Below are 17,369 nucleotides of genomic sequence, written 5' to 3' on the forward strand. Positions count from 1 at the left end.
CATGAGAGGGTCATTTTTTAATAAGAGATAAATTAATCGCTCGTTACTTGTATATCTTTCAAAATATAATCCCAGCTATCATAATCGTTCATATCATCAGGAAATTCTAACACACAAATATGATTAATATTCCAATGGATTTCTCGTACTGATGTTAATTCACGAACGGGATAAAGGATAAGGACAGTGAATTCGTTCGGCTTTAATATATCAGACAAAGTCGCTTGTAGCTCTACAGCCTGTTCGTATGTGGCGAACCATCTAATGAATAGAATTTTTTTACTGCTTAGTAATTTGTCCCAAAATCTCTTAATTCGTAAATCCAGCTTTGCTTTATAAGATGGATAGGTCGTAGACCAATGTTTACCTAAGGTGATAGGAAAATCATGTACCGAGATAATGTTATAAAAGGTATCCTGAATAAAATACGATTTCACTAACTCATTCTTGTTTCCATTAGGATAAGCGGGCACTCCATCCTCTAGAAAAAAATGTGTCTCTTCGAGCATTTTCAGATTTGTTAACTCCATGAAATTCTGAAATCTATTCTTATAAAGTCTGTTTACATCAGTTAATGAATAAGAAATCATCCAGTCAAGAGGCATGGAGAATGTTCTCAAGTTATTTCTTTGCATATTTATAGCAGGAGCACAAGACATACCTAAGCTTACGATTAAATCATAGCTCTTCTTTACATCTTGTAAGTTCATGGACTCACCTAATTTCGATCAGATTCAGGTTCTATTCAACGTTAAAAAAGAGCAGCAACTTAGCTGCCCTCTGAAAATATTAATGGCGTTGTAACAGCAAATAGCCGCTAATCCTTGAAGTTTTTTTACGAAACACCACTTTAAAACCTATGTCATTATCTAATAAACAAGCTAAGGCGGTGTCAAGTAGCCCGTTGGGTCTTAAGCTAGGTCGACAAGGCTCAGCATTTCCAATGATGCGGACAGAAATAATCCTACGTGCAGAGCCACGAACCAAAGGATTTCTGCTCCAAGTGATCAATACCAAATCAGGTTGACGAGTTGCCATTCTGATCCACCCCTTTCTATTAAGCTTCTCTATATAAAATGCACAATAGATTGTAATGTGCTAAACAGAAGCGGAGTGCTATTTTGATCAGCGGTGGGAATTAAAGAGTTACACTTGTTTAATTTAGGTTTTCAGAATACAATAAAGTAAATTTATGGATGTTCGAATAGCGTAAACGTAGATGACCACAAGGGAGCATATATTCATAACACCTTACGACTGAGCAAGTATTTGATCAATGATCAAATACTTTTTTATTTTCGTTTATAAGAAGCTAAATAGGGGGACACGATGAAGATAGGGAAACCGATTAGAAAGAAGGTATACGGATTTATTTTGCAAGACAATGAAGTTGGAGAAAAGACCTTATTAGTTTATCTTAATGTACCAGAAGTACCCTTTAGATTAGTAGGTGGTAATGTCGATGCCGGGGAAACAGAAGAAGAAGCCTTATTCAGGGAAATTCAAGAAGAAAGTGGACTTAAACAATTTAAATTAGTAAAGAAAATAGGAACACAATATTATTATAAGGATTATATAGATGCAAATGTTGAAAGACATGACTACCTTCTGATTCCAGAAACAAGATTACCTGAAAAGTGGAGATTCACTGGAGAGGGTGAAGGAGAGGACTGTGGAACTGTTTTTAACTACCAGTGGATAAAACAAGATGAAATATACTTATTAGATAAAGAATTTAGAGAATATATGTCGGGAAAATACATACAAGAATTGTTCGGCAATGGCATTAGATGATCCTTACTCTGAGGTGATAGATATGAATAATCGTAAAATCTTCTCATTTCTTCCTTTGATCATTTTTTTATTTATAATATGGTACCTTTTGATGGCAAGTACTGCAGCTGTTGTTAATGTAGTGTCAGTAAATAAAAGAGAAATAGTAGTACAAAATATGAGCGGTGATCAAACTACAGTCACAATCCCAAAAGGAATATTTAAGTTGATTAATATAAATGAGGAGTACTTTGTTTCCTATAATAGTAGAATAGGGCAAAAACCTTTTTTAACTTCAATAGAACCAAGTGCTAAATGATTATTGGAAGCAGATTTAACAATAGAAATTATGAAATGGCGGATATATATAGCATAAAATTGGTGGGATTACTTTGCGTGTAGTTAAGCATATCATGTTATGGTTTGTTTCGACGATTTTATTCACCTTGGCCACTTTTGGATTAGAGCTATGGGAAGGAAATAAAATAAGCACGACTGAATACTATGGGTTTCAAAATATAGGGTTTGTTTTTATTTTCTTAGCATTTCTTTTTTCAGCCGTTCTTTACCCAATTATAATTTTTCCTTTCTCTTGGGTTGTTCGAATGATTGCAAATCCTTTGATTAGCCGCATAATGATATTGCTTCTGAGTGGTATCGGGGGATATGTTTTCTTTTACAAGGCATACGATGAACGCTTTATACAGGAATATCATTTGAATAGTAGTATAGCCATTATCCTTTTTGGTATTGCCGGTTCCATTTATGTCTTGGTGGATTATTATCTTGATCAGAGGAGTTGAATATATGAGCTATTTTGAAAGAGTTAATAAAATATCAAACATTTTATTTTGTGTTTTTGGATTGTTTTTTATTTTGACTATAATTTTCTTTTCTACTAGCAGCTTCTCAGAAATCTTGTTTTATAATTTCACAAATGACTTAAGAGGAGCAATGATTACAGTCATTAGTTTTATGATCTCTTTATTTTCACTTGCCCTGGGCATTACTTTGAAATGTCTTGTAAAAGACTCTGATGAAACGATCCAGCTTATTGCCACAAGAATAAAGTAGTTGTTGAAATCTCAGCATGTATAACAAATCCCTGCAACCTGAGGGGTTGGCAGGGATTTATTTTAATCTAAGAATTGGATAATTTATCTACCTCATCACTAAAAGCATCCTGGTACTGATTGAATATTCCTGTATCTAATTTAGTGGTAGCATCATTTGCTATAGGAGGAGTATCTTGGATTTGCTTGTACATACGATCAATCTCACCAGAGAGCTTAGACCAGATGTTTTTAATTGAATCGTATTTTGCATCCAGGTTGTTGATGTAATTATCGTATTCTAATTTTTTACTCATCGCTTTTCCTAATTGTTCAATTGTAAAATCTATATCTATGGCTTCACCTGTAGAGCTAGTACCTGAACTTGCATACCAACTGATATCAACAAATCCAACATTCCAAATATCTGAAATGACAAAATTACTAATTTCTTTAAGTGTCGCTTCAGGAGACTGTTCAGTTGTACCTGAATCAGATGTGTTATTTACAGGCTCTTTGAAGAATTTTCTCATTTCGTTAAAGGGTTCTTTATTCTTATCATTAGACGAATATCCCCAACCAATTTTATCATCCTTAATAAAAATTATAAGTTCACTATTGGAGGACGACTTTTCACCTTGAATTAGGACGATTTTGTCTTTTCCACCATCTTTGTCAGTATAATCAGCTGATTCTATTACTGAAGCGTTCTTAAGTTTGTTATTCTCAGGTGTCTCGGTAGATTCAGCCATTTGAAAAATTGGTTGTACATCAGGAAGTATATTTTCGGATACGAACTTCTTTTTCGCTTCGATATCTGAACCATTCAGGAAAATTTCCACATAATCGAGAGCTAATTTCTCGGATTCTGAAAGTTTCTTCTCTGGCACTGGTGTTGCAGCAGCTGTTTTTGAAGAGTCAGCTGTTGCTTCAGACTGAGTAACTTCTGTAGATGTTGTATTCTTTTCCTCTGAATTTGTTTTGGAACTACCACATCCTGTAAGAAGCACAATAGTTGCAACGATACATAAAAAAGCCTTTATTTTCAATCTCATATCCCCCTAAATCTGATAGTAAATACTAATTAATTCTACCAGATATAGGAATAGTAATCTATGTAATGATGAAACCATTATATTGGATATTCGTATTCCTATAAAATGATGTTGAAAGGTCGTGTGCGTGATGGATAATGGGTATTTTGTTGGATGGGGTACATTAGCATTAATAAATGCTGGCTTAGCACAAGGTAAAAATAGGAGTGGATTAAACTGGTTTTTAATTTCTTTGCTTTGTGGCCCATTGGCTACATTTTTTCTTGTAATATCGAGTAAGCTGCAAATTCATTAGCCCATTATATTTCGGGAGGGGATTTTTTGCTGAAAGCACTAAGGCTGTTCGGTATTCTATTTAGTGCAGCAACAATCATTCTGGCAATACTATTTTTCCGCGGTCAGGATCAAGTGATCATGTCTTGGACAATGATGGGGATGTGTGGAGCTCTGATTTTTAATGGAGGAGCTACCTATTTTAAAACTAAAGATAAAATGGCGGCTCTGTCTTCGATTGTTGGGATGGTACTCTTAATATTCTCGCTTACTAAATTTCCATTTTAATAAAATACCCCATCAACCTATAAAGGTCGGTGGGGATTTTTTACGTTTTATCGCTTTTTCAATCAAGTTATAGTAGGTTGCTGCAGGTAATGCTTATTTCTTTTTCTTCTTTGTGGGTCCGATCTGGCGCCTTACTTTATTGTTCTCATCAACCTCAATAATATAAATGTCCTTCACTGTACCGGAAAGAGTAAACCATTCACGTAGAGCATCAGCTTCAGTCATTGGTCCCAATATTCGTTTTCCCCTATAACATATAAAAAACACTCCTACTCCTTAGTGAGTTTGCGAAAATGCAATAATCCTCAAAACGATACTCATTGACGATTTCAGTAAGTCTCATTATTTTATATTAATGCTAAATTATAGGAGATGCAATGTTGAGAGATTGTTCCTGTTTAGTTCAAGTAACGTTTAGATCCATGGCGATGTTATTTTTGACTTTTCGAAGTTCATGCGACGCTATCAGCAAGCACGATACTAAACTGCGATTGACAAAATAGAAGAGCTGCCTAATACTAATTGATAATCATTATCAATGTTTAAGATGTAATTAACTTAAATAGATTGTGTAACGGATCGGAGTGAAATGCAAGATGAAGTTGGAAGATCATATTGCCGCATGGAATTATGCAGCCGTTAAAGTGCTGGATATTCGACATGCTGTGATGGAGCCTGGGGACAAGCTGCAAGGCTATATATTGATTTTTCATATTATTCCGATATCTAATCTCTTGATAAGCAGCTAGATTTTGTAGTTGAGAAGCTAGTGTCAACGTATGAAAAAAATAGAAAGCTAGATGATAAAACAGCTGTTATCCCTAATTTAAGAGGGAAATCGTATTTCGGTCTGTTTTTACTCCTAGGAATATTGCTGCTGCTTTCAGTAGCGGCTTCTTTCTCTTTTGGCTCTGATTCCATGAGCCTGAAGATGGCATGGACAGCGATAGAATTGAAAGGATTGTAAACAGGCTTCCACGTATTTCATGTTGCAAAAGTGGGAAGGGAATTATATACCAGTAAAGCGGTATTTAGGAATTGGTTGAAGGGTAGAAGCGATGATATTTCCCAGAGGATCAGATGAACTGATACGAAAAGTAATCGCGATTCGTATCAAATTCGTATCACAGGGGTTTTTAATAGAATGATAAGTGAATTGAAAACAAAAAAAGCCTTGAAATTCAAGGCTTTTCGATATAGGACGGATGGGGTTCGAACCCATGACCCCTACCCTGTCAAGATAGTGCTCTCCCGCTGAGCTACCGTCCTGCGACGAATTTCATAATACCATACGATAGAGTAGGATGGCAATTCTTTTTTTACAATCTATAGGGATGATAGTTTACATAGTCTTTAAAATAATAAGAAAAGGGGATGCCGCTCCATCCCCATGAGCTACGTCAGATAAAGAACGGAAGTAGAAATATATCGCTTATACCGAAAAAAGGAATGCGTCGTGGAAAGAAGCGACGTCTTGGGAAAAAGCCAGGCCGGAAACCAAATTGTCTATACGCCGATTCGTGTGTAGGCATTCCGTTTAAACGTTCTACCATTTCGTTGCTAGGAACCGCAAGAGTAACATAGTTTTGATCTACATGGGCAATAAAGCCATCAAAGGACTGACCGTCAGTCGTTGTAATACCAACGTATTTGTTCATACAATTCCAACTGACCTGTTGATGTAAATTTGCATTTGTATCCATAAATAACCTCCTCAATTGAATAACCCTGATAACAGTCTATGGTTCGTAGCCTATAACGTTCACGGCGTTAGCCTATAGGGTAACCATAAAATTCGGGTTATTTTGTGTGAGGTGGGGGGGATTGAAGCGGAATTACTGTCTTTCCTTGAATAATAGTGAAAATTATCCATTATCTGTTTGTTTGATGTTGAAACGATTCTAAAAGTTGCGTCGTATACTTAGCCGAGTGCTTTTTTATGGAAATACTCCTTAAGCGCTTATGATAAAATGGAGGGTAATGTACAGCAGTTAGATAAAAATTGAAAGAAAAAGGAGCTTGAGATCTTGCCGCAAAATGAGCAGAAAAAGAATTCTTCCACGCCATGGAAATGGTTGGGGGGCGGGGCGGCGATGCTCCTGTTTAAAGGAAAGGCGATTTTGTCTCTTCTGAAAATAGGTAAAATTGCCGGGCCGTTAATATCAATGATGATTTCAATATGGGCTTATGCTTTGATTTACCCGTGGGGGTTTGCCGTGGGCTTTGTCCTGCTCTTGCTAGTCCATGAATTAGGACATGTAATAGCAGCGAAACGGATCGGGCTTCCAGTCAGCGCTCCACTGTTTATACCGTTTTTGGGAGCTTTAATTACAATGAAAAAACAGCCGCTGGATGCCCAGACGGAAGCTTATATTGCTTTTGGAGGTCCGATCTTAGGAACTATTGGGGCTACAGCCGTTTTTGGAGCGGCTTATTACATGGATAGTCCACTTCTCTATTCCTTGGCTTATATAGGTTTTTTACTTAATCTGATCAATCTGCTGCCGATTCACCCGCTTGACGGTGGCCGTATTGCAACCGCGGTGACGCGTTGGCTGTGGCTTGTGGGGCTAGTGGGTGGTTTAGCCATCATCATCTATATGCGTTCGATCTTGTTCTTTATTATTTGGGCGTTATTTGCTTACGATCTGTATAACAAATATGTGAAGAGACGCACTAACAATCGCCTTTATTCTGTAACGAAGAGTTTCTTAATTCCAGTAGAGCCACTTAGAGATGCAGGCTACATGATTCCAGGACCAGAGCATAGAAGAGATTTACCTTTTACTACTTATAGTGATTTGGAAAGACAGCAGTATGTAGGGGTGAGATGGGATCAACTGAACTATATTGGTAGAGCTACGCTTCCGCAACAATGCATCATTGAAAAGGTACGTATCTCGCAGCTAGAGCCTGTGACCTTAGAGAATGGGCTTCATCTTAAGATGAATTGTGATATCAGCTATTCGGTCTACGAGAACGATAAGTATTACGATGTGCCGGTTAGCTCACGCTGGAAATACGGTATCGCTTATTTTGTATTAGCTGGCTTTCTGGCAGGAATGATGTACATGGTCCATGTCGTTGGAAATGTGAATCTATAAGGGTTAGAATCGGGCAATGAAGTGATCCAATGGTTTATAAAACTCATGAACCGTCAAAGCTGTAATGAGAATAACCGCAGTTGAACGGTGAAAGGAGTAAAACCATGCCTAAATTTTTGAAATGGGAAGTCGGCGTTTGTTTGCTGTTACTGATGGTTTTGGGAGGATGTTCCGAGGCGAAGCCAACAAAAGTCATGGAAATCAAAGAAATGACCAACCTAGATGGAAAGCCAAAAGGTCAGTACCCTCCATTGTCACCAGTGATGCAAGACACATACAATCGTTCGATTCCTGAAGAAGTATATTCTGCAGATTAGAGCAGCGTAGAAGACGATTTCTCATGCTCAGGCTTTTCTTTCTAGTCGAATTTTTATATAATAGACAACTATCGTTGGATACATAGAGAGAGGAGTTTGGGACTAACATGGCGGCAGAAATCTTACGGGTAACTACAGAGGAACAGCTTCAAATGGGGCTGGATATTCGTACCAAAGTATTTGTAGAGGAACAAATGGTACCGGCTGAGGAAGAAATTGATGAATACGATGTTATCGGTCCGAATGCGCACCATATTCTAATTATAGATGAAGGTGTACCTGTGGCTACGGGAAGATTGATTTATTACAAAGCAGGTACAGCCAAAATGCAGCGTATCGCCGTACTGAAAGATTATCGAGTCAAAGGATACGGACGTGTTCTGTTGCTAGCTATGGAAGAGCTTGCTCGGGAGCTTGGACTGGAAGCTTCGATTCTTGATGCACAGTGCCAAGCTGAGAATTTCTACAAGAAGCTAGGATATGAAGTGATTTCTACGGAACCTTTTTATGACGCAGGTATTCTACATGTACGGATGCAGAAAACTCTTTAAAAATAGTGCACATAATTTACCGTTCCATGAAGCAAGCTAGGATGTGCCATATGATGGCAAATCCAAGCGCAAGGGGCGAGCTGAAGTGCCAAATAACGAACGCGAAAGTTTCGTAGCTGTACAGAAAAATGGAGACGGAGATTTAACCAGTTTCCAGACCTCTACAGGACGTGTCCTGGCGTATGATCAAGCGCTTCAAGAAGTACAGGCCGGAAATATTGCCGGAGTGAATGCTTTTAAAGGTAAAGACGGAGGAACTTATATTCGCGGCGACGCGGATGGGGATCCAACCAACAATTTGGATAATCTTCCGAGTTTCTCATAGTTCTAAAGGCAAAGACCGTACATACGTCATCGGACGTCAATGTACGGTCTTTTTTTAATCATAATCAGAGTTTATAAATTACATGCTGATCAATAAACTCCATCTCTCCAGTAAGCCCGACGAATTGAGGTTGTTCATCGCTATAATGCATGAGCTTGATGATACGTCGAACATCTTCAGGTAATGACATTAACTCCTCCAGTGTGGTGTGAACAACACCTGATCCACCAAGCTGACAGTCATGCAGAATCATACGGATGCCGTGCTCACGGACAAGGCGTATAAGTAGATCCGGCTGAAAAGTCATGTCCGCGCTGTAGAAAATCTCATTATTTATTAGAAGGGAATAGCTATCTTTGCCAGGAATATGCGGCGTATGTATGATCTCGAGCGTAAGAGAAGGAGCGAGCTTGTACGTAATTCCGGGTTTCATAGGTTTAACCTCGAAGATATCGGTCAGGGAGGCTACTGCATCTTTTTGATATAATCCACCCTTTAAGGTGTTGTTCCAAAGTGGCTCAACAAGCGTCTCAGGTAAATGTAATCTCATAGTTTTCCCGTATACGTGCTTTAGTGTAAGTGCTAGCTCTTCCAGACCTCCAACATGGTCCGCATGAATATGCGTAATTAGAGTAGCGTTTACGTCACGGAAGGATTTCCCGATGGTATGCATGGCAAGTGGAGCTGTAATCCCGCAATCAATCAGTAGGGTATAATCATCAGCTAGTAGCAAGCCATTATTGTTAAAATAGTTTTTTGCAAAAGCATTGCCAGTTCCTAGCATTTGTAGGCTCAGACTCATAAGAAAGTACCCTCCTGAAATCGCTGTTAGCTAATATATCAACTTTGAACAAGTACATAATATCATTTTTCGGAAGATGAATGAAATATTTACCTACAATTAGCGCAACTTGCTGAGACAAAGTAAGTATACATTAATAGCATGAATTATTTGGAGGGTTTCAAATGAATAGATGGAAAAAAGTCACTTTATGTGTGTTTGCTTTTTCCTTGATGGGTGGCTCCTTATTGTTCGCCGATTCTGTGAGTAAGAAAATCAGGGTATGGAACAACGGGACGGAAATTGTAGACGGCGGTTATTTGATTGATGGAAAAACATATATTCCCGCTAGAGAAGCGGGCGGGGTAGTGAATTGGGATGGATCTGGTAAAGTGACGATTCTTAAGCCTAATGTTCATATTGTTCTTTTTAAGGATAATACGGTCTTTGGTAACGTAAACGTAGGCAAGCTTAAGATTAAAATATTAACCCAGGTAGATAGCTTAACAGAAGAGGTTTCAGCTGTAAAAGTAGCCATAACGGACCCCTCTGGTAATGTTAAGGATATTCAGTCGCAGGAGCTTGAAGGCTCGCAGAAGGATAATTTCTGGTTTCCGACCTCGGAGTTTACTTATGATTTTAAAGAAACCGGCAAATATCGGGTAGGCTTCTATATGAAAGCTTCCAAAAATGCGGATTACGTTCTTGTGTCAGAAAAGGTAATTACAGCTCTTAATTAAGGGTTCTAAATTGACCTGAACTAATCTAACGTGGTAGTATACCAGATGTAGGATAATACAATTCAAAGTGAGGTATTACAATGAGCGATCACAAACATGAGCATGGTGAAGCATGCGGTTGCGGGCATGATCACGACCATGAGCACGAGGAGTTTGTGCTGACCTTGACGAACGAGCAGGGCGAAGATGTTGAAATGGTATTGGTTGAAACTTTCGACATCGGTGAGAAACTATACGCGCTGCTGTTAGAAAAGGAAAATCCTGAAGCGGATGGCATTATTCTGCGTATGGAAGAAGAAGACGAAGAAATGGTATTGTACAATATCGAAGATGAAGAAGAATGGAAAGCTGTTGAAGAAGCTTACAACAATCTGCTTGCTCAGCAAGAATAGATTTTAGCGACTAAATTAAGCTGTTCTATTGTGTATATGACAGTTGATGTTTATATACAGAAACCCGATACTTATTATGGTATCGGGTTTTTGTATAAATGAATGAAGTTTTTTAGGAAAATGATGGGTCTTAGGAAATAGGATCGGCTTCTACAATCACTTTTATGTTCGTGATGCTGCGATCTTCAGGACCTTTAACCGGAAGTCCGATCTCCACATGGTCAATAATATAATCGATGTTATCCTGAGTGATAACTTCGCCAGGGAGAAGAATAGGAATTCCAGGCGGATATACATATATAAACTCTGCAATAATGTAGCCAGCAGATTCACGGAATGGAACTAACTGCGTATCCGCATAAAAAGCGTCCCTTGGAATCAGAGCAAGCTGTGGAATTTCTGGAACCTGAACCTTAAGTTCGTAGATTTCACCCTTGCTGTAATGAATGGCGGACAACACCCGAAGTGCAGCTAATAATTTATCTACTGATTCTTGGGTATCTCCTGGGGTAATAAGGCAAAGAATATTATACATGTCACTTAGTTCTACTTCGATGTTGTACTTTTCGCGCAGCCAGTTTTCGGTTTCGTATCCTGTGATCCCTAAATGGCGCACATGAATGTTGAGCTTAGTTGGGTCATGATCAAATGTTGCTTCTGTCCCAAGGATCTCTTTTCCAAAGCTGTACAGGCCTTCGATTGTATTGATCGTTTCGCGTGCGTAGTTGGACAGTCTGATGGTTCTTTCCGCCATTTCATGACCGTTCAGCGCGAGATTACGTCTTGATGTATCCAAAGACGCTAATAAAATATATGAGGTAGATGTTGTAGTCAGCATGCTCATAATGGTCTGTACCCGTTGCGGGTTAATCAGACCCGTCTTAGCATTAAGATTCAGTACCGAGCTTTGCGTCATGGAGCCGCCAAGTTTATGCACACTAGTGGCAGCGATGTCCGCTCCGGCCTGCATGGCCGATACCGGCAGATCCTCATGAAAATGAATCAGTACTCCATGTGCCTCGTCCACCAATACGGGTACACCGTAACGGTGAGCCAGGTCGACAATCGAACGCAGGTCGGCGCATACACCGAAGTACGTGGGATTGATTACTAGAACTCCTTTGGCGTCTGGATGACGCCTTAACGCTCGTTCCAGCGAACTGGTCGTTATGCCGTGATCTATCCCGAGATTCTCATCCTGAACAGGCGAGACAAACACAGGCTTGGCTCCGGAGAAGATAATGGCCGACATCACAGATTTATGAATGTTGCGCGGCACAATTATTTTATCACCCGGTGAGCAGACAGAGAGGATCATCGTCATGATGGCATTGCTCGTGCCCTGTACGCTAAAATACGTATAGTCGGCGCCGAAAGCCTTCGCAGCCAGCTTCTGAGCTTCCTGGATTACTCCAGTTGGCTGATGTAAATCATCAAGCGGTGCGATGTTGATTAGATCGATGGATAGAGCGTTATCGCCGATAAACTCACGGAATTCGGCATCGGTTCCTAGCCCCTTCTTATGCCCCGGGATATGAAATTGAACGGGATTGCCGGCGGCATGCTTTTTTAAAGCTGTGAAGAGGGGAGTACGGTGTTGATTCATTTAATGCTGTCACAACCTTTCGCGAATATTAAAATTTAAGGCAAGCATCAGTATAACAAAACAATCTACAGAATACTAGGATTTGGATGTGATAGAATGTCCACAAAAGCTGCACAACGTACACATATCAGTTTGACGTCCCCATTTATCATGGAGATGTGGGTAATTATTTTTTTAGTTGAGTTTGTTAAAGGGTCGCTACTTGTCGCTTTGTTACCCGTATATATGGAGAATATTTTGGGTCTATCTGTTACGGTAGTAGGCTTTGCCTTTGCACTCCAGTATTTGGGGGATAATCTATTCCGCAGTCCTTCTGGCTGGGTTATGGAGCGCATAGGATTTCGCTGGACCATGACAAGTGCCTTGCTGTTGATCCTAGTAGCTGTTGGAATGATAATATATGCCAAAACAGCAGTTACGCTCTCGATTGCCTGTCTTATTCTTGGGATCGGGACATCCCCGCTTTGGCCTTGTGTGATGACCGGAATAACGGAATTGGCGGGATCTACTAAAAGCGGCAGCAGTGGAGCAGCTATGGGTGCTGTAGAGATGGCATCGCTCGCAGGAACGGGAATCGGTCCGATTGTAGTGAATTTTTTGATGGATCAGGGTGGACAAAGCTATCGTGTAGCCTTTTTGGTCCTGCTAGGGTGTGCTGCTGTAGTAGTTGTAGTTGCGCTTTTTCTACCTAAAAGAATCTCGTCAAGTGGCACTCATGCAGTTGTAAGGGACATGGAGGGGCTTGGTGGAGTCGTTGAACGTAAAAAAATTAGTCCGTTAGAAAGTATAAAAAGAACACTACATCAGGTCAGAACGACGCTTAAAGTCAGTCGCCTACTATATCCGGCCTTATTTCTTCAGGCTTTTGCCATTGGCTTGATGACGCCTGTAGTTACCTTGTTTGCACGTACGGAGTTGCATGTTAGTCCAAATCAGTTTAGCCTACTTCTGATTGCCGGTGGTGGGATTACGGTGCTCGCTCTAATTCCAGCAGGCAAGCTGGTAGACCGAATAGGAACAACTGTGTTTCTGAACATTGGCTTTTTGCTCGCCGCCTTTTCCCTTGCCCTGTTCTCACAGGTACGCTGGCTCCCGCTTGCTTTTATCGCGGTGGCATTGGTCGGTATAAGCTACGCGCTTATTCTCCCGGCATGGAATGCCTTTCTGGCTAAGCAAGTGCCTAAGGGGGAACGAGGGACTGTCTGGGGGCTTTTCTTGACCTTGCAAGGCTCAGGGATGGTGGCAGGACCAGTGATATCAGGGAGACTATGGGACCATGTAGGTCACGGTGTTCCGTTTCTGATGAGTGCAATTGTTATGTTGATACTCTTTGGGCTGCATTTACTAATTGTACACAGAACGAAGTTGAAATTTAAAACTAGTTGACCTTAGATGTGAAAAGCCGCTGACAACCTGAGAATTAGTTGTCAGCGGCTTTTTTTAGGAATTAAAAGGACTAAAAGAAATAAAAAATTCAATCAGCGTTTGGAGAAAGTCTGTTGCGGGTAAAAATAGTCAATAAACCAAGTTACCGCTACATAAACTGAAGTATAAAATAAGACTAAGACGAACGCAAAAGTAACTACTACTTGAAGAGGTCCGGCAGCCATAAATAATCGGAAATTGAACAATTGTGTTGGCTTTGCAGATGTGAAGTAGTTAGGGGGGAGTGCCGTGAACAAAAACGACGAGGTGGAGTATTGTAACCTGGAGCTGCGTTTCGACAGACAGCATATCCAGGACCTGATCAAGGATTTGATTCAAAAAGGTTATTCCCTATATTGGAGCGAGAACGAACAGGTCTTTGTAATTTCGGTCCGTACGGGTCGTAAACTGGTGAAATTACGTTTTCAAAGGATCAAAGATGGCTATAAGCTCGTGGGTGACTATATGATTCGTGATGCTCGCTTGTCAGAATGGATGGAGAAGTTAATTGGGGACATGCGAGGGCATGCCATTGTAAAGCGCTTCCGGGACCGTCAGATTATTATTGAAAATATTTTGTTCGGCGAAGTGATTCGTCTTGTCGAAATCTCGGGTTATCAGCAGCGAGTCTTATACCAGAAGGGTCCTATGCTCACCGATGAGGAGCTGACCAAGCTCTATTATTCTGTTGAAGGAGAGGAACGAATTCGCCAGCGCAGGATTGAAGTGGATGAGCAGCTGGATCGATTAAATGATGCACTTAAGGCTGAGGATATGATTCGCGCGGAGAAATGCCGAGCGCAGCTTACCTTTTTGACGAAGGAATTGTATATGTTAGAATGGTAAACAAGGTGCCGAAATAAGTTGCTTAGGGGCACCCCGAATTTCGGGGTGTCTTAGATTTGTTTGAGAACTTGCAGACAGGGGTTCACTTCTGGTGCTAAAAACGTTAAAATAGTCATTGTGATCATTTTCATATTGGCAATGGATTTGTCGATGAATTTGATCTTTATTCGCAGGGCAGGCTTTGCTGTCTCTGATAAAGGGTGGTATTCTTATACTGCGAGAAATGGATTTCCCAAAAATATAGGGTGCAAAGGGTGGAGGACCAGATGGCAAAACAACAAATCGGCGTTATTGGCTTGGCGGTAATGGGCAAGAATTTGGCTCTAAATATCGAAAGCAAAGGTTTTTCCGTATCCGTGTTTAATCGCTCACCGGAGAAGACACATGATCTTCTTGCTGAGGCGGAAGGTAAAAACCTCGTAGGCACATTTTCCGTTGAGGAATTTGTAGCTTCGCTGGAAACACCGCGCAAAATTCTGATCATGGTTCAAGCTGGTAAAGCTACTGATGCTACCATCGAGCAACTGTTGCCGCATCTTGATCAAGGCGACATTATTATCGACGGAGGAAATGCTTATTTCCCTGATACGGTTCGTCGCAGTAAATATCTGGAAGAAAAAGGTTTCCGCTTTGTCGGAACTGGGGTTTCTGGCGGTGAAGAAGGAGCTCTTAAAGGTCCTTCTATTATGCCTGGCGGTCAAGAAAGCGCGTATAAGCTAGTTGAACCAATCCTAACTGCAATCTCAGCTAAAGTTAACGGTGAGCCTTGCTGTACATATATCGGACCAGACGGTGCGGGACACTATGTTAAAATGGTGCATAACGGTATCGAATATGGTGATATGCAATTGATCTGTGAAGCTTACCAGCTGCTCAAAGACGTTCTAGGTCTGGATGCAAAAGAACTTCACAACATTTTCAAAGAGTGGAATAGCGGTGAGCTCGACAGCTACCTGATCGAGATTACTACAGATATTTTTGCTCAGTATGATGAAGAAACTGGTAAACCAATGGTTGACGTGATCCTTGATTCCGCTGGCCAAAAGGGAACTGGTAAATGGACAAGCCAAAGCTCATTGGATCTTGGTGTACCTTTGTCCATGATTACCGAATCCGTATTCTCACGCTTCCTCTCTGCAATGAAGGATGAGCGCGTAGAAGCAAGCAAAGTGCTTAACGGACCAGAAGCTACACCATTTGATGGTGACAAAGCTGAATTCATCGAGAACGTGCGTAAAGCATTGTTTGCAAGTAAAATTGTATCCTATGCTCAAGGTTTCGCTCAACTTCGCGTAGCTTCCGACGAATACGGTTGGGATCTGAAATATGGCGAGTTGGCTAAAATTTGGCGCGGTGGCTGCATTATCCGTTCCCGTTTCCTACAAAACATCACGGATGCTTACGAGAACAATGCAGATCTTAAGAACCTATTGCTTGATCCTTTCTTCAAGGATGTTATGGACAATTACCAATCCGCATGGCGTAAAGTAATCGCTTCAGCTGTAACGATGGGTGTTCCAGTACCTGGATTCTCCAGCGCATTGGCTTACTATGATAGCTATCGTACAGAAAGACTGCCTGCGAACCTGCTTCAGGCTCAACGCGATTACTTCGGCGCACATACGTTCAAACGTGTAGACAAAGAAGGCGTTTTCCACCACAACTGGATTTCTGCAGAATAATCTAGTTTATTACGGTTATAAGCAATAACGCCTTCGGCGTCCCTAAAGGACGGTAGAAGCGTTTATGCGAGAAATATAAGGTTAATGTATAACATGAAACTTGTACTTTCTTATATTTTAAAAAAGTGGCCCGAATTGCTTCACCAGAAATGGGGAGGCTTTCGGGCCTTTTTTGTTGAAGTTTTGATGTGTATTTACTAAGTGAAGCAGATTGTCTAATGTTTTGACCCTGTGTTATGATATGACAAATATCGCGGTTGGAGGATAGACATGGCTGGGGATACAGAAGAATTTAAAAAGTTGAACGAAGAGCAAAGAAATAAGAACATTATTTTAGTAGGGATGATGGCAACGGGGAAGTCAACTGTAGGCGCTATTTTGGCCGAGAAACTGGGTTACGAGCTGGTTGATCTGGATCATGTCATTGTTGAAACTGAAGGCCGAAGTATTGCAGAAATTTTCGCGGCAGATGGAGAGCATTACTTTCGAAGCGTGGAAACAGCAGTACTAAAGCGTATGCTAGAGTCTGAGAATAAATTAATATCTACTGGTGGTGGCGCGGTATTGGCGCCGGGGAATACAGATTTAATGCTGAGTAAAGGGCATGTGGTTGCGCTAACGGCAACAGAAGAAGAGATTATTGCCCGCGTTAGTGGAGATCAGAATCGTCCGCTGCTCGCCGGCAATGCAGAAGAACGGGTTAGACGTATCATGGAAGACCGTCGAGAAGCTTACCTGTTCGCGCATTACACGGTCGATACAACGGGACTGACAGCGGCAGAAGTGTCGCAATATATTTTAATGCATTACCGCGGCTGAGCTTTTAAGAGAGTGTTTCATTCCATTCAATCATACCGCCGCTTAAATTTGTAGCATGATAGCCAAACTGTTGTAGATATTCGCAGACACGCTGGCTTCGAGCGCCGGAACGGCAAATAAAGATCACTTTGGCATCGCTTGGAATATCCTCAGTGCGGTGTGGAATTTCTCCCATGGGGATATGCTGTGCACCGGGAATCATCCCGAAGGCAACCTCTTCGTCTTCACGAACGTCGATGAGTACAAGGTCTTCTCCTGTCTCTAGACACTGCCGCAATTCTTGCGGTGTAATTTGTGGAACATTATGCATGGTTGTGACCTCTTTTCATCAGAAGAATGG

24 protein-coding genes and 1 tRNA gene are annotated in these 17,369 nt (G+C 40.8%); 16 read left to right on the forward strand and 9 right to left on the reverse strand.

Annotated elements, in window-relative coordinates; translation table 11 throughout:
• Positions 1 to 32 precede the first annotated feature (32 nt).
• Complete coding sequence (locus MKX41_RS04925) at positions 33 to 710, reverse strand: DUF1796 family putative cysteine peptidase (protein ID WP_340968951.1); 678 nt, start codon at positions 708 to 710, stop codon at positions 33 to 35.
• Between the two features lie 79 nt (positions 711 to 789).
• Positions 790 to 1,038, reverse strand: a complete 249-nt coding sequence (locus MKX41_RS04930) for a hypothetical protein (RefSeq protein WP_076299475.1) — start codon at positions 1,036 to 1,038, stop codon at positions 790 to 792.
• Between the two features lie 291 nt (positions 1,039 to 1,329).
• On the opposite strand from MKX41_RS04930, the gene MKX41_RS04935 reads away from it, so the two are divergent.
• The 4 genes from MKX41_RS04935 (at position 1,330) to MKX41_RS04950 (ending at position 2,847) form a co-directional block, all read left to right on the forward strand.
• A complete protein-coding gene (locus MKX41_RS04935) occupies positions 1,330 to 1,794 on the forward strand; it encodes an NUDIX domain-containing protein (RefSeq protein ID WP_340968953.1) in 465 nt (154 codons plus the stop codon).
• Positions 1,781 to 2,092, forward strand: coding sequence for a hypothetical protein (locus MKX41_RS04940; protein ID WP_340968954.1), 312 nt, complete (start codon positions 1,781 to 1,783; stop codon positions 2,090 to 2,092). Before MKX41_RS04935 ends, MKX41_RS04940 begins: the two co-directional genes overlap by 14 nt.
• Before the next feature lie 73 nt (positions 2,093 to 2,165).
• A complete protein-coding gene (locus MKX41_RS04945) occupies positions 2,166 to 2,576 on the forward strand; it encodes a hypothetical protein (RefSeq protein WP_339247343.1) in 411 nt (136 codons plus the stop codon).
• Positions 2,577 to 2,580: 4 nt separating this feature from the next.
• Positions 2,581 to 2,847, forward strand: coding sequence for a hypothetical protein (locus MKX41_RS04950; protein ID WP_340968955.1), 267 nt, complete (start codon positions 2,581 to 2,583; stop codon positions 2,845 to 2,847).
• 67 nt (positions 2,848 to 2,914) lie between these two features.
• Here the strand turns inward: MKX41_RS04950 and MKX41_RS04955 are convergent, their stop codons facing one another.
• Positions 2,915 to 3,874, reverse strand: a complete 960-nt coding sequence (locus MKX41_RS04955) for a hypothetical protein (protein ID WP_340968956.1) — start codon at positions 3,872 to 3,874, stop codon at positions 2,915 to 2,917.
• Positions 3,875 to 4,201: 327 nt separating this feature from the next.
• On the opposite strand from MKX41_RS04955, the gene MKX41_RS04960 reads away from it, so the two are divergent.
• A complete protein-coding gene (locus MKX41_RS04960) occupies positions 4,202 to 4,441 on the forward strand; it encodes a hypothetical protein (RefSeq protein WP_076282962.1) in 240 nt (79 codons plus the stop codon).
• Positions 4,442 to 4,534: 93 nt separating this feature from the next.
• Here the strand turns inward: MKX41_RS04960 and MKX41_RS04965 are convergent, their stop codons facing one another.
• The gene (locus MKX41_RS04965) at positions 4,535 to 4,675 is read right to left on the reverse strand and encodes a hypothetical protein (protein WP_156113100.1); all 141 of its coding nucleotides are present in this window, start codon (positions 4,673 to 4,675) and stop codon (positions 4,535 to 4,537) included.
• Positions 4,676 to 5,037: 362 nt separating this feature from the next.
• Between MKX41_RS04965 and MKX41_RS04970 the strand changes: the two genes are divergently transcribed.
• Positions 5,038 to 5,190, forward strand: a complete 153-nt coding sequence (locus tag MKX41_RS04970) for a hypothetical protein (protein ID WP_340968957.1) — start codon at positions 5,038 to 5,040, stop codon at positions 5,188 to 5,190.
• Between the two features lie 448 nt (positions 5,191 to 5,638).
• Here MKX41_RS04970 and MKX41_RS04975 read toward each other — a convergent pair.
• Positions 5,639 to 5,710 (reverse strand) — tRNA-Val (locus MKX41_RS04975).
• A gap of 131 nt (positions 5,711 to 5,841) precedes the next feature.
• Positions 5,842 to 6,144 carry a hypothetical protein gene (locus MKX41_RS04980; protein WP_042187286.1) on the reverse strand — a complete coding sequence of 101 codons (303 nt, stop codon included), beginning with the start codon at positions 6,142 to 6,144 and terminating at the stop codon, positions 5,842 to 5,844.
• A gap of 324 nt (positions 6,145 to 6,468) precedes the next feature.
• Between MKX41_RS04980 and MKX41_RS04985 the strand changes: the two genes are divergently transcribed.
• The 4 genes from MKX41_RS04985 to MKX41_RS05000 all read left to right on the forward strand — a co-directional run bounded on the left by MKX41_RS04985 (position 6,469) and on the right by MKX41_RS05000 (position 8,738).
• The gene (locus MKX41_RS04985; RefSeq protein ID WP_076299473.1) at positions 6,469 to 7,545 is read left to right on the forward strand and encodes a site-2 protease family protein; all 1,077 of its coding nucleotides are present in this window, start codon (positions 6,469 to 6,471) and stop codon (positions 7,543 to 7,545) included.
• 104 nt (positions 7,546 to 7,649) lie between these two features.
• A complete protein-coding gene (locus MKX41_RS04990; RefSeq protein ID WP_076282950.1) occupies positions 7,650 to 7,862 on the forward strand; it encodes a hypothetical protein in 213 nt (70 codons plus the stop codon).
• 107 nt (positions 7,863 to 7,969) lie between these two features.
• Positions 7,970 to 8,413, forward strand: coding sequence for a GNAT family N-acetyltransferase (locus MKX41_RS04995; protein ID WP_042187292.1), 444 nt, complete (start codon positions 7,970 to 7,972; stop codon positions 8,411 to 8,413).
• A gap of 85 nt (positions 8,414 to 8,498) precedes the next feature.
• The gene (locus MKX41_RS05000; protein WP_042187294.1) at positions 8,499 to 8,738 is read left to right on the forward strand and encodes a DUF3892 domain-containing protein; all 240 of its coding nucleotides are present in this window, start codon (positions 8,499 to 8,501) and stop codon (positions 8,736 to 8,738) included.
• A 64-nt stretch (positions 8,739 to 8,802) separates the two neighbouring features.
• Here the strand turns inward: MKX41_RS05000 and MKX41_RS05005 are convergent, their stop codons facing one another.
• On the reverse strand, positions 8,803 to 9,540 hold the full coding sequence (locus tag MKX41_RS05005) for an MBL fold metallo-hydrolase (RefSeq protein ID WP_076299472.1): 738 nt from the start codon (positions 9,538 to 9,540) through the stop codon (positions 8,803 to 8,805).
• Positions 9,541 to 9,704: 164 nt separating this feature from the next.
• On the opposite strand from MKX41_RS05005, the gene MKX41_RS05010 reads away from it, so the two are divergent.
• Together MKX41_RS05010 and MKX41_RS05015 are read left to right on the forward strand one after the other, a co-directional pair.
• Positions 9,705 to 10,259: a copper amine oxidase gene (locus MKX41_RS05010; RefSeq protein ID WP_042187298.1), complete on the forward strand. Its 555-nt coding sequence runs from the start codon at positions 9,705 to 9,707 to the stop codon at positions 10,257 to 10,259.
• 80 nt (positions 10,260 to 10,339) lie between these two features.
• Positions 10,340 to 10,651, forward strand: coding sequence for a DUF1292 domain-containing protein (locus tag MKX41_RS05015; RefSeq protein WP_042187300.1), 312 nt, complete (start codon positions 10,340 to 10,342; stop codon positions 10,649 to 10,651).
• Between the two features lie 130 nt (positions 10,652 to 10,781).
• Here MKX41_RS05015 and MKX41_RS05020 read toward each other — a convergent pair whose 3' ends face one another.
• Entirely contained in the window at positions 10,782 to 12,257 is a 1,476-nt protein-coding gene (locus tag MKX41_RS05020; RefSeq protein ID WP_042126789.1) for an aminotransferase class I/II-fold pyridoxal phosphate-dependent enzyme, read from the reverse strand.
• A gap of 96 nt (positions 12,258 to 12,353) precedes the next feature.
• Here MKX41_RS05020 and MKX41_RS05025 point away from each other — a divergent pair, with 96 nt between their 5' ends.
• The 4 genes from MKX41_RS05025 (at position 12,354) to MKX41_RS05040 (ending at position 17,029) form a co-directional block, all read left to right on the forward strand.
• Positions 12,354 to 13,643, forward strand: coding sequence for an MFS transporter (locus MKX41_RS05025; protein ID WP_076282948.1), 1,290 nt, complete (start codon positions 12,354 to 12,356; stop codon positions 13,641 to 13,643).
• Between the two features lie 288 nt (positions 13,644 to 13,931).
• Positions 13,932 to 14,528: a hypothetical protein gene (locus MKX41_RS05030; RefSeq protein ID WP_042187304.1), complete on the forward strand. Its 597-nt coding sequence runs from the start codon at positions 13,932 to 13,934 to the stop codon at positions 14,526 to 14,528.
• A gap of 266 nt (positions 14,529 to 14,794) precedes the next feature.
• Positions 14,795 to 16,210, forward strand: coding sequence for an NADP-dependent phosphogluconate dehydrogenase (gene gndA / locus MKX41_RS05035; RefSeq protein ID WP_340968961.1), 1,416 nt, complete (start codon positions 14,795 to 14,797; stop codon positions 16,208 to 16,210).
• 270 nt (positions 16,211 to 16,480) lie between these two features.
• Complete coding sequence (locus MKX41_RS05040; RefSeq protein ID WP_340968962.1) at positions 16,481 to 17,029, forward strand: shikimate kinase; 549 nt, start codon at positions 16,481 to 16,483, stop codon at positions 17,027 to 17,029.
• A gap of 4 nt (positions 17,030 to 17,033) precedes the next feature.
• Here the strand turns inward: MKX41_RS05040 and MKX41_RS05045 are convergent, their stop codons facing one another.
• On the reverse strand, positions 17,034 to 17,339 hold the full coding sequence (locus tag MKX41_RS05045) for a rhodanese-like domain-containing protein (protein ID WP_042187309.1): 306 nt from the start codon (positions 17,337 to 17,339) through the stop codon (positions 17,034 to 17,036).
• Between the last annotated feature and the right edge of the window lie 30 nt (positions 17,340 to 17,369).

The organism is Paenibacillus sp. FSL R5-0475 (assembly GCF_038004585.1).
In the GTDB taxonomy this organism is placed as follows: Bacteria; Bacillota; Bacilli; order Paenibacillales; family Paenibacillaceae; genus Paenibacillus_AQ.

What these genes read in the sequence shown, in the direction of transcription:
- gndA (WP_340968961.1), top strand. Translation starts at nt 14,795, where the DNA reads ATGGCAAAACAACAAATCGGCGTTATTGGCTTGGCGGTAATGGGCAAG.
- MKX41_RS04950 (WP_340968955.1), top strand. Translation starts at nt 2,581, where the DNA reads ATGAGCTATTTTGAAAGAGTTAATAAAATATCAAACATTTTATTTTGT.
- MKX41_RS04990 (WP_076282950.1), top strand. Translation starts at nt 7,650, where the DNA reads ATGCCTAAATTTTTGAAATGGGAAGTCGGCGTTTGTTTGCTGTTACTG.
- MKX41_RS05025 (WP_076282948.1), top strand. Translation starts at nt 12,354, where the DNA reads ATGTCCACAAAAGCTGCACAACGTACACATATCAGTTTGACGTCCCCA.
- MKX41_RS05005 (WP_076299472.1), bottom strand. Translation starts at nt 9,540, where the DNA reads ATGAGTCTGAGCCTACAAATGCTAGGAACTGGCAATGCTTTTGCAAAA.
- MKX41_RS05015 (WP_042187300.1), top strand. Translation starts at nt 10,340, where the DNA reads ATGAGCGATCACAAACATGAGCATGGTGAAGCATGCGGTTGCGGGCAT.
- MKX41_RS05010 (WP_042187298.1), top strand. Translation starts at nt 9,705, where the DNA reads ATGAATAGATGGAAAAAAGTCACTTTATGTGTGTTTGCTTTTTCCTTG.
- MKX41_RS05020 (WP_042126789.1), bottom strand. Translation starts at nt 12,257, where the DNA reads ATGAATCAACACCGTACTCCCCTCTTCACAGCTTTAAAAAAGCATGCC.
- MKX41_RS04940 (WP_340968954.1), top strand. Translation starts at nt 1,781, where the DNA reads ATGGCATTAGATGATCCTTACTCTGAGGTGATAGATATGAATAATCGT.
- MKX41_RS04970 (WP_340968957.1), top strand. Translation starts at nt 5,038, where the DNA reads ATGAAGTTGGAAGATCATATTGCCGCATGGAATTATGCAGCCGTTAAA.
- MKX41_RS04995 (WP_042187292.1), top strand. Translation starts at nt 7,970, where the DNA reads ATGGCGGCAGAAATCTTACGGGTAACTACAGAGGAACAGCTTCAAATG.
- MKX41_RS04935 (WP_340968953.1), top strand. Translation starts at nt 1,330, where the DNA reads ATGAAGATAGGGAAACCGATTAGAAAGAAGGTATACGGATTTATTTTG.
- MKX41_RS04980 (WP_042187286.1), bottom strand. Translation starts at nt 6,144, where the DNA reads ATGGATACAAATGCAAATTTACATCAACAGGTCAGTTGGAATTGTATG.
- MKX41_RS04930 (WP_076299475.1), bottom strand. Translation starts at nt 1,038, where the DNA reads ATGGCAACTCGTCAACCTGATTTGGTATTGATCACTTGGAGCAGAAAT.
- MKX41_RS05040 (WP_340968962.1), top strand. Translation starts at nt 16,481, where the DNA reads ATGGCTGGGGATACAGAAGAATTTAAAAAGTTGAACGAAGAGCAAAGA.
- MKX41_RS05045 (WP_042187309.1), bottom strand. Translation starts at nt 17,339, where the DNA reads ATGCATAATGTTCCACAAATTACACCGCAAGAATTGCGGCAGTGTCTA.
- MKX41_RS04925 (WP_340968951.1), bottom strand. Translation starts at nt 710, where the DNA reads ATGAACTTACAAGATGTAAAGAAGAGCTATGATTTAATCGTAAGCTTA.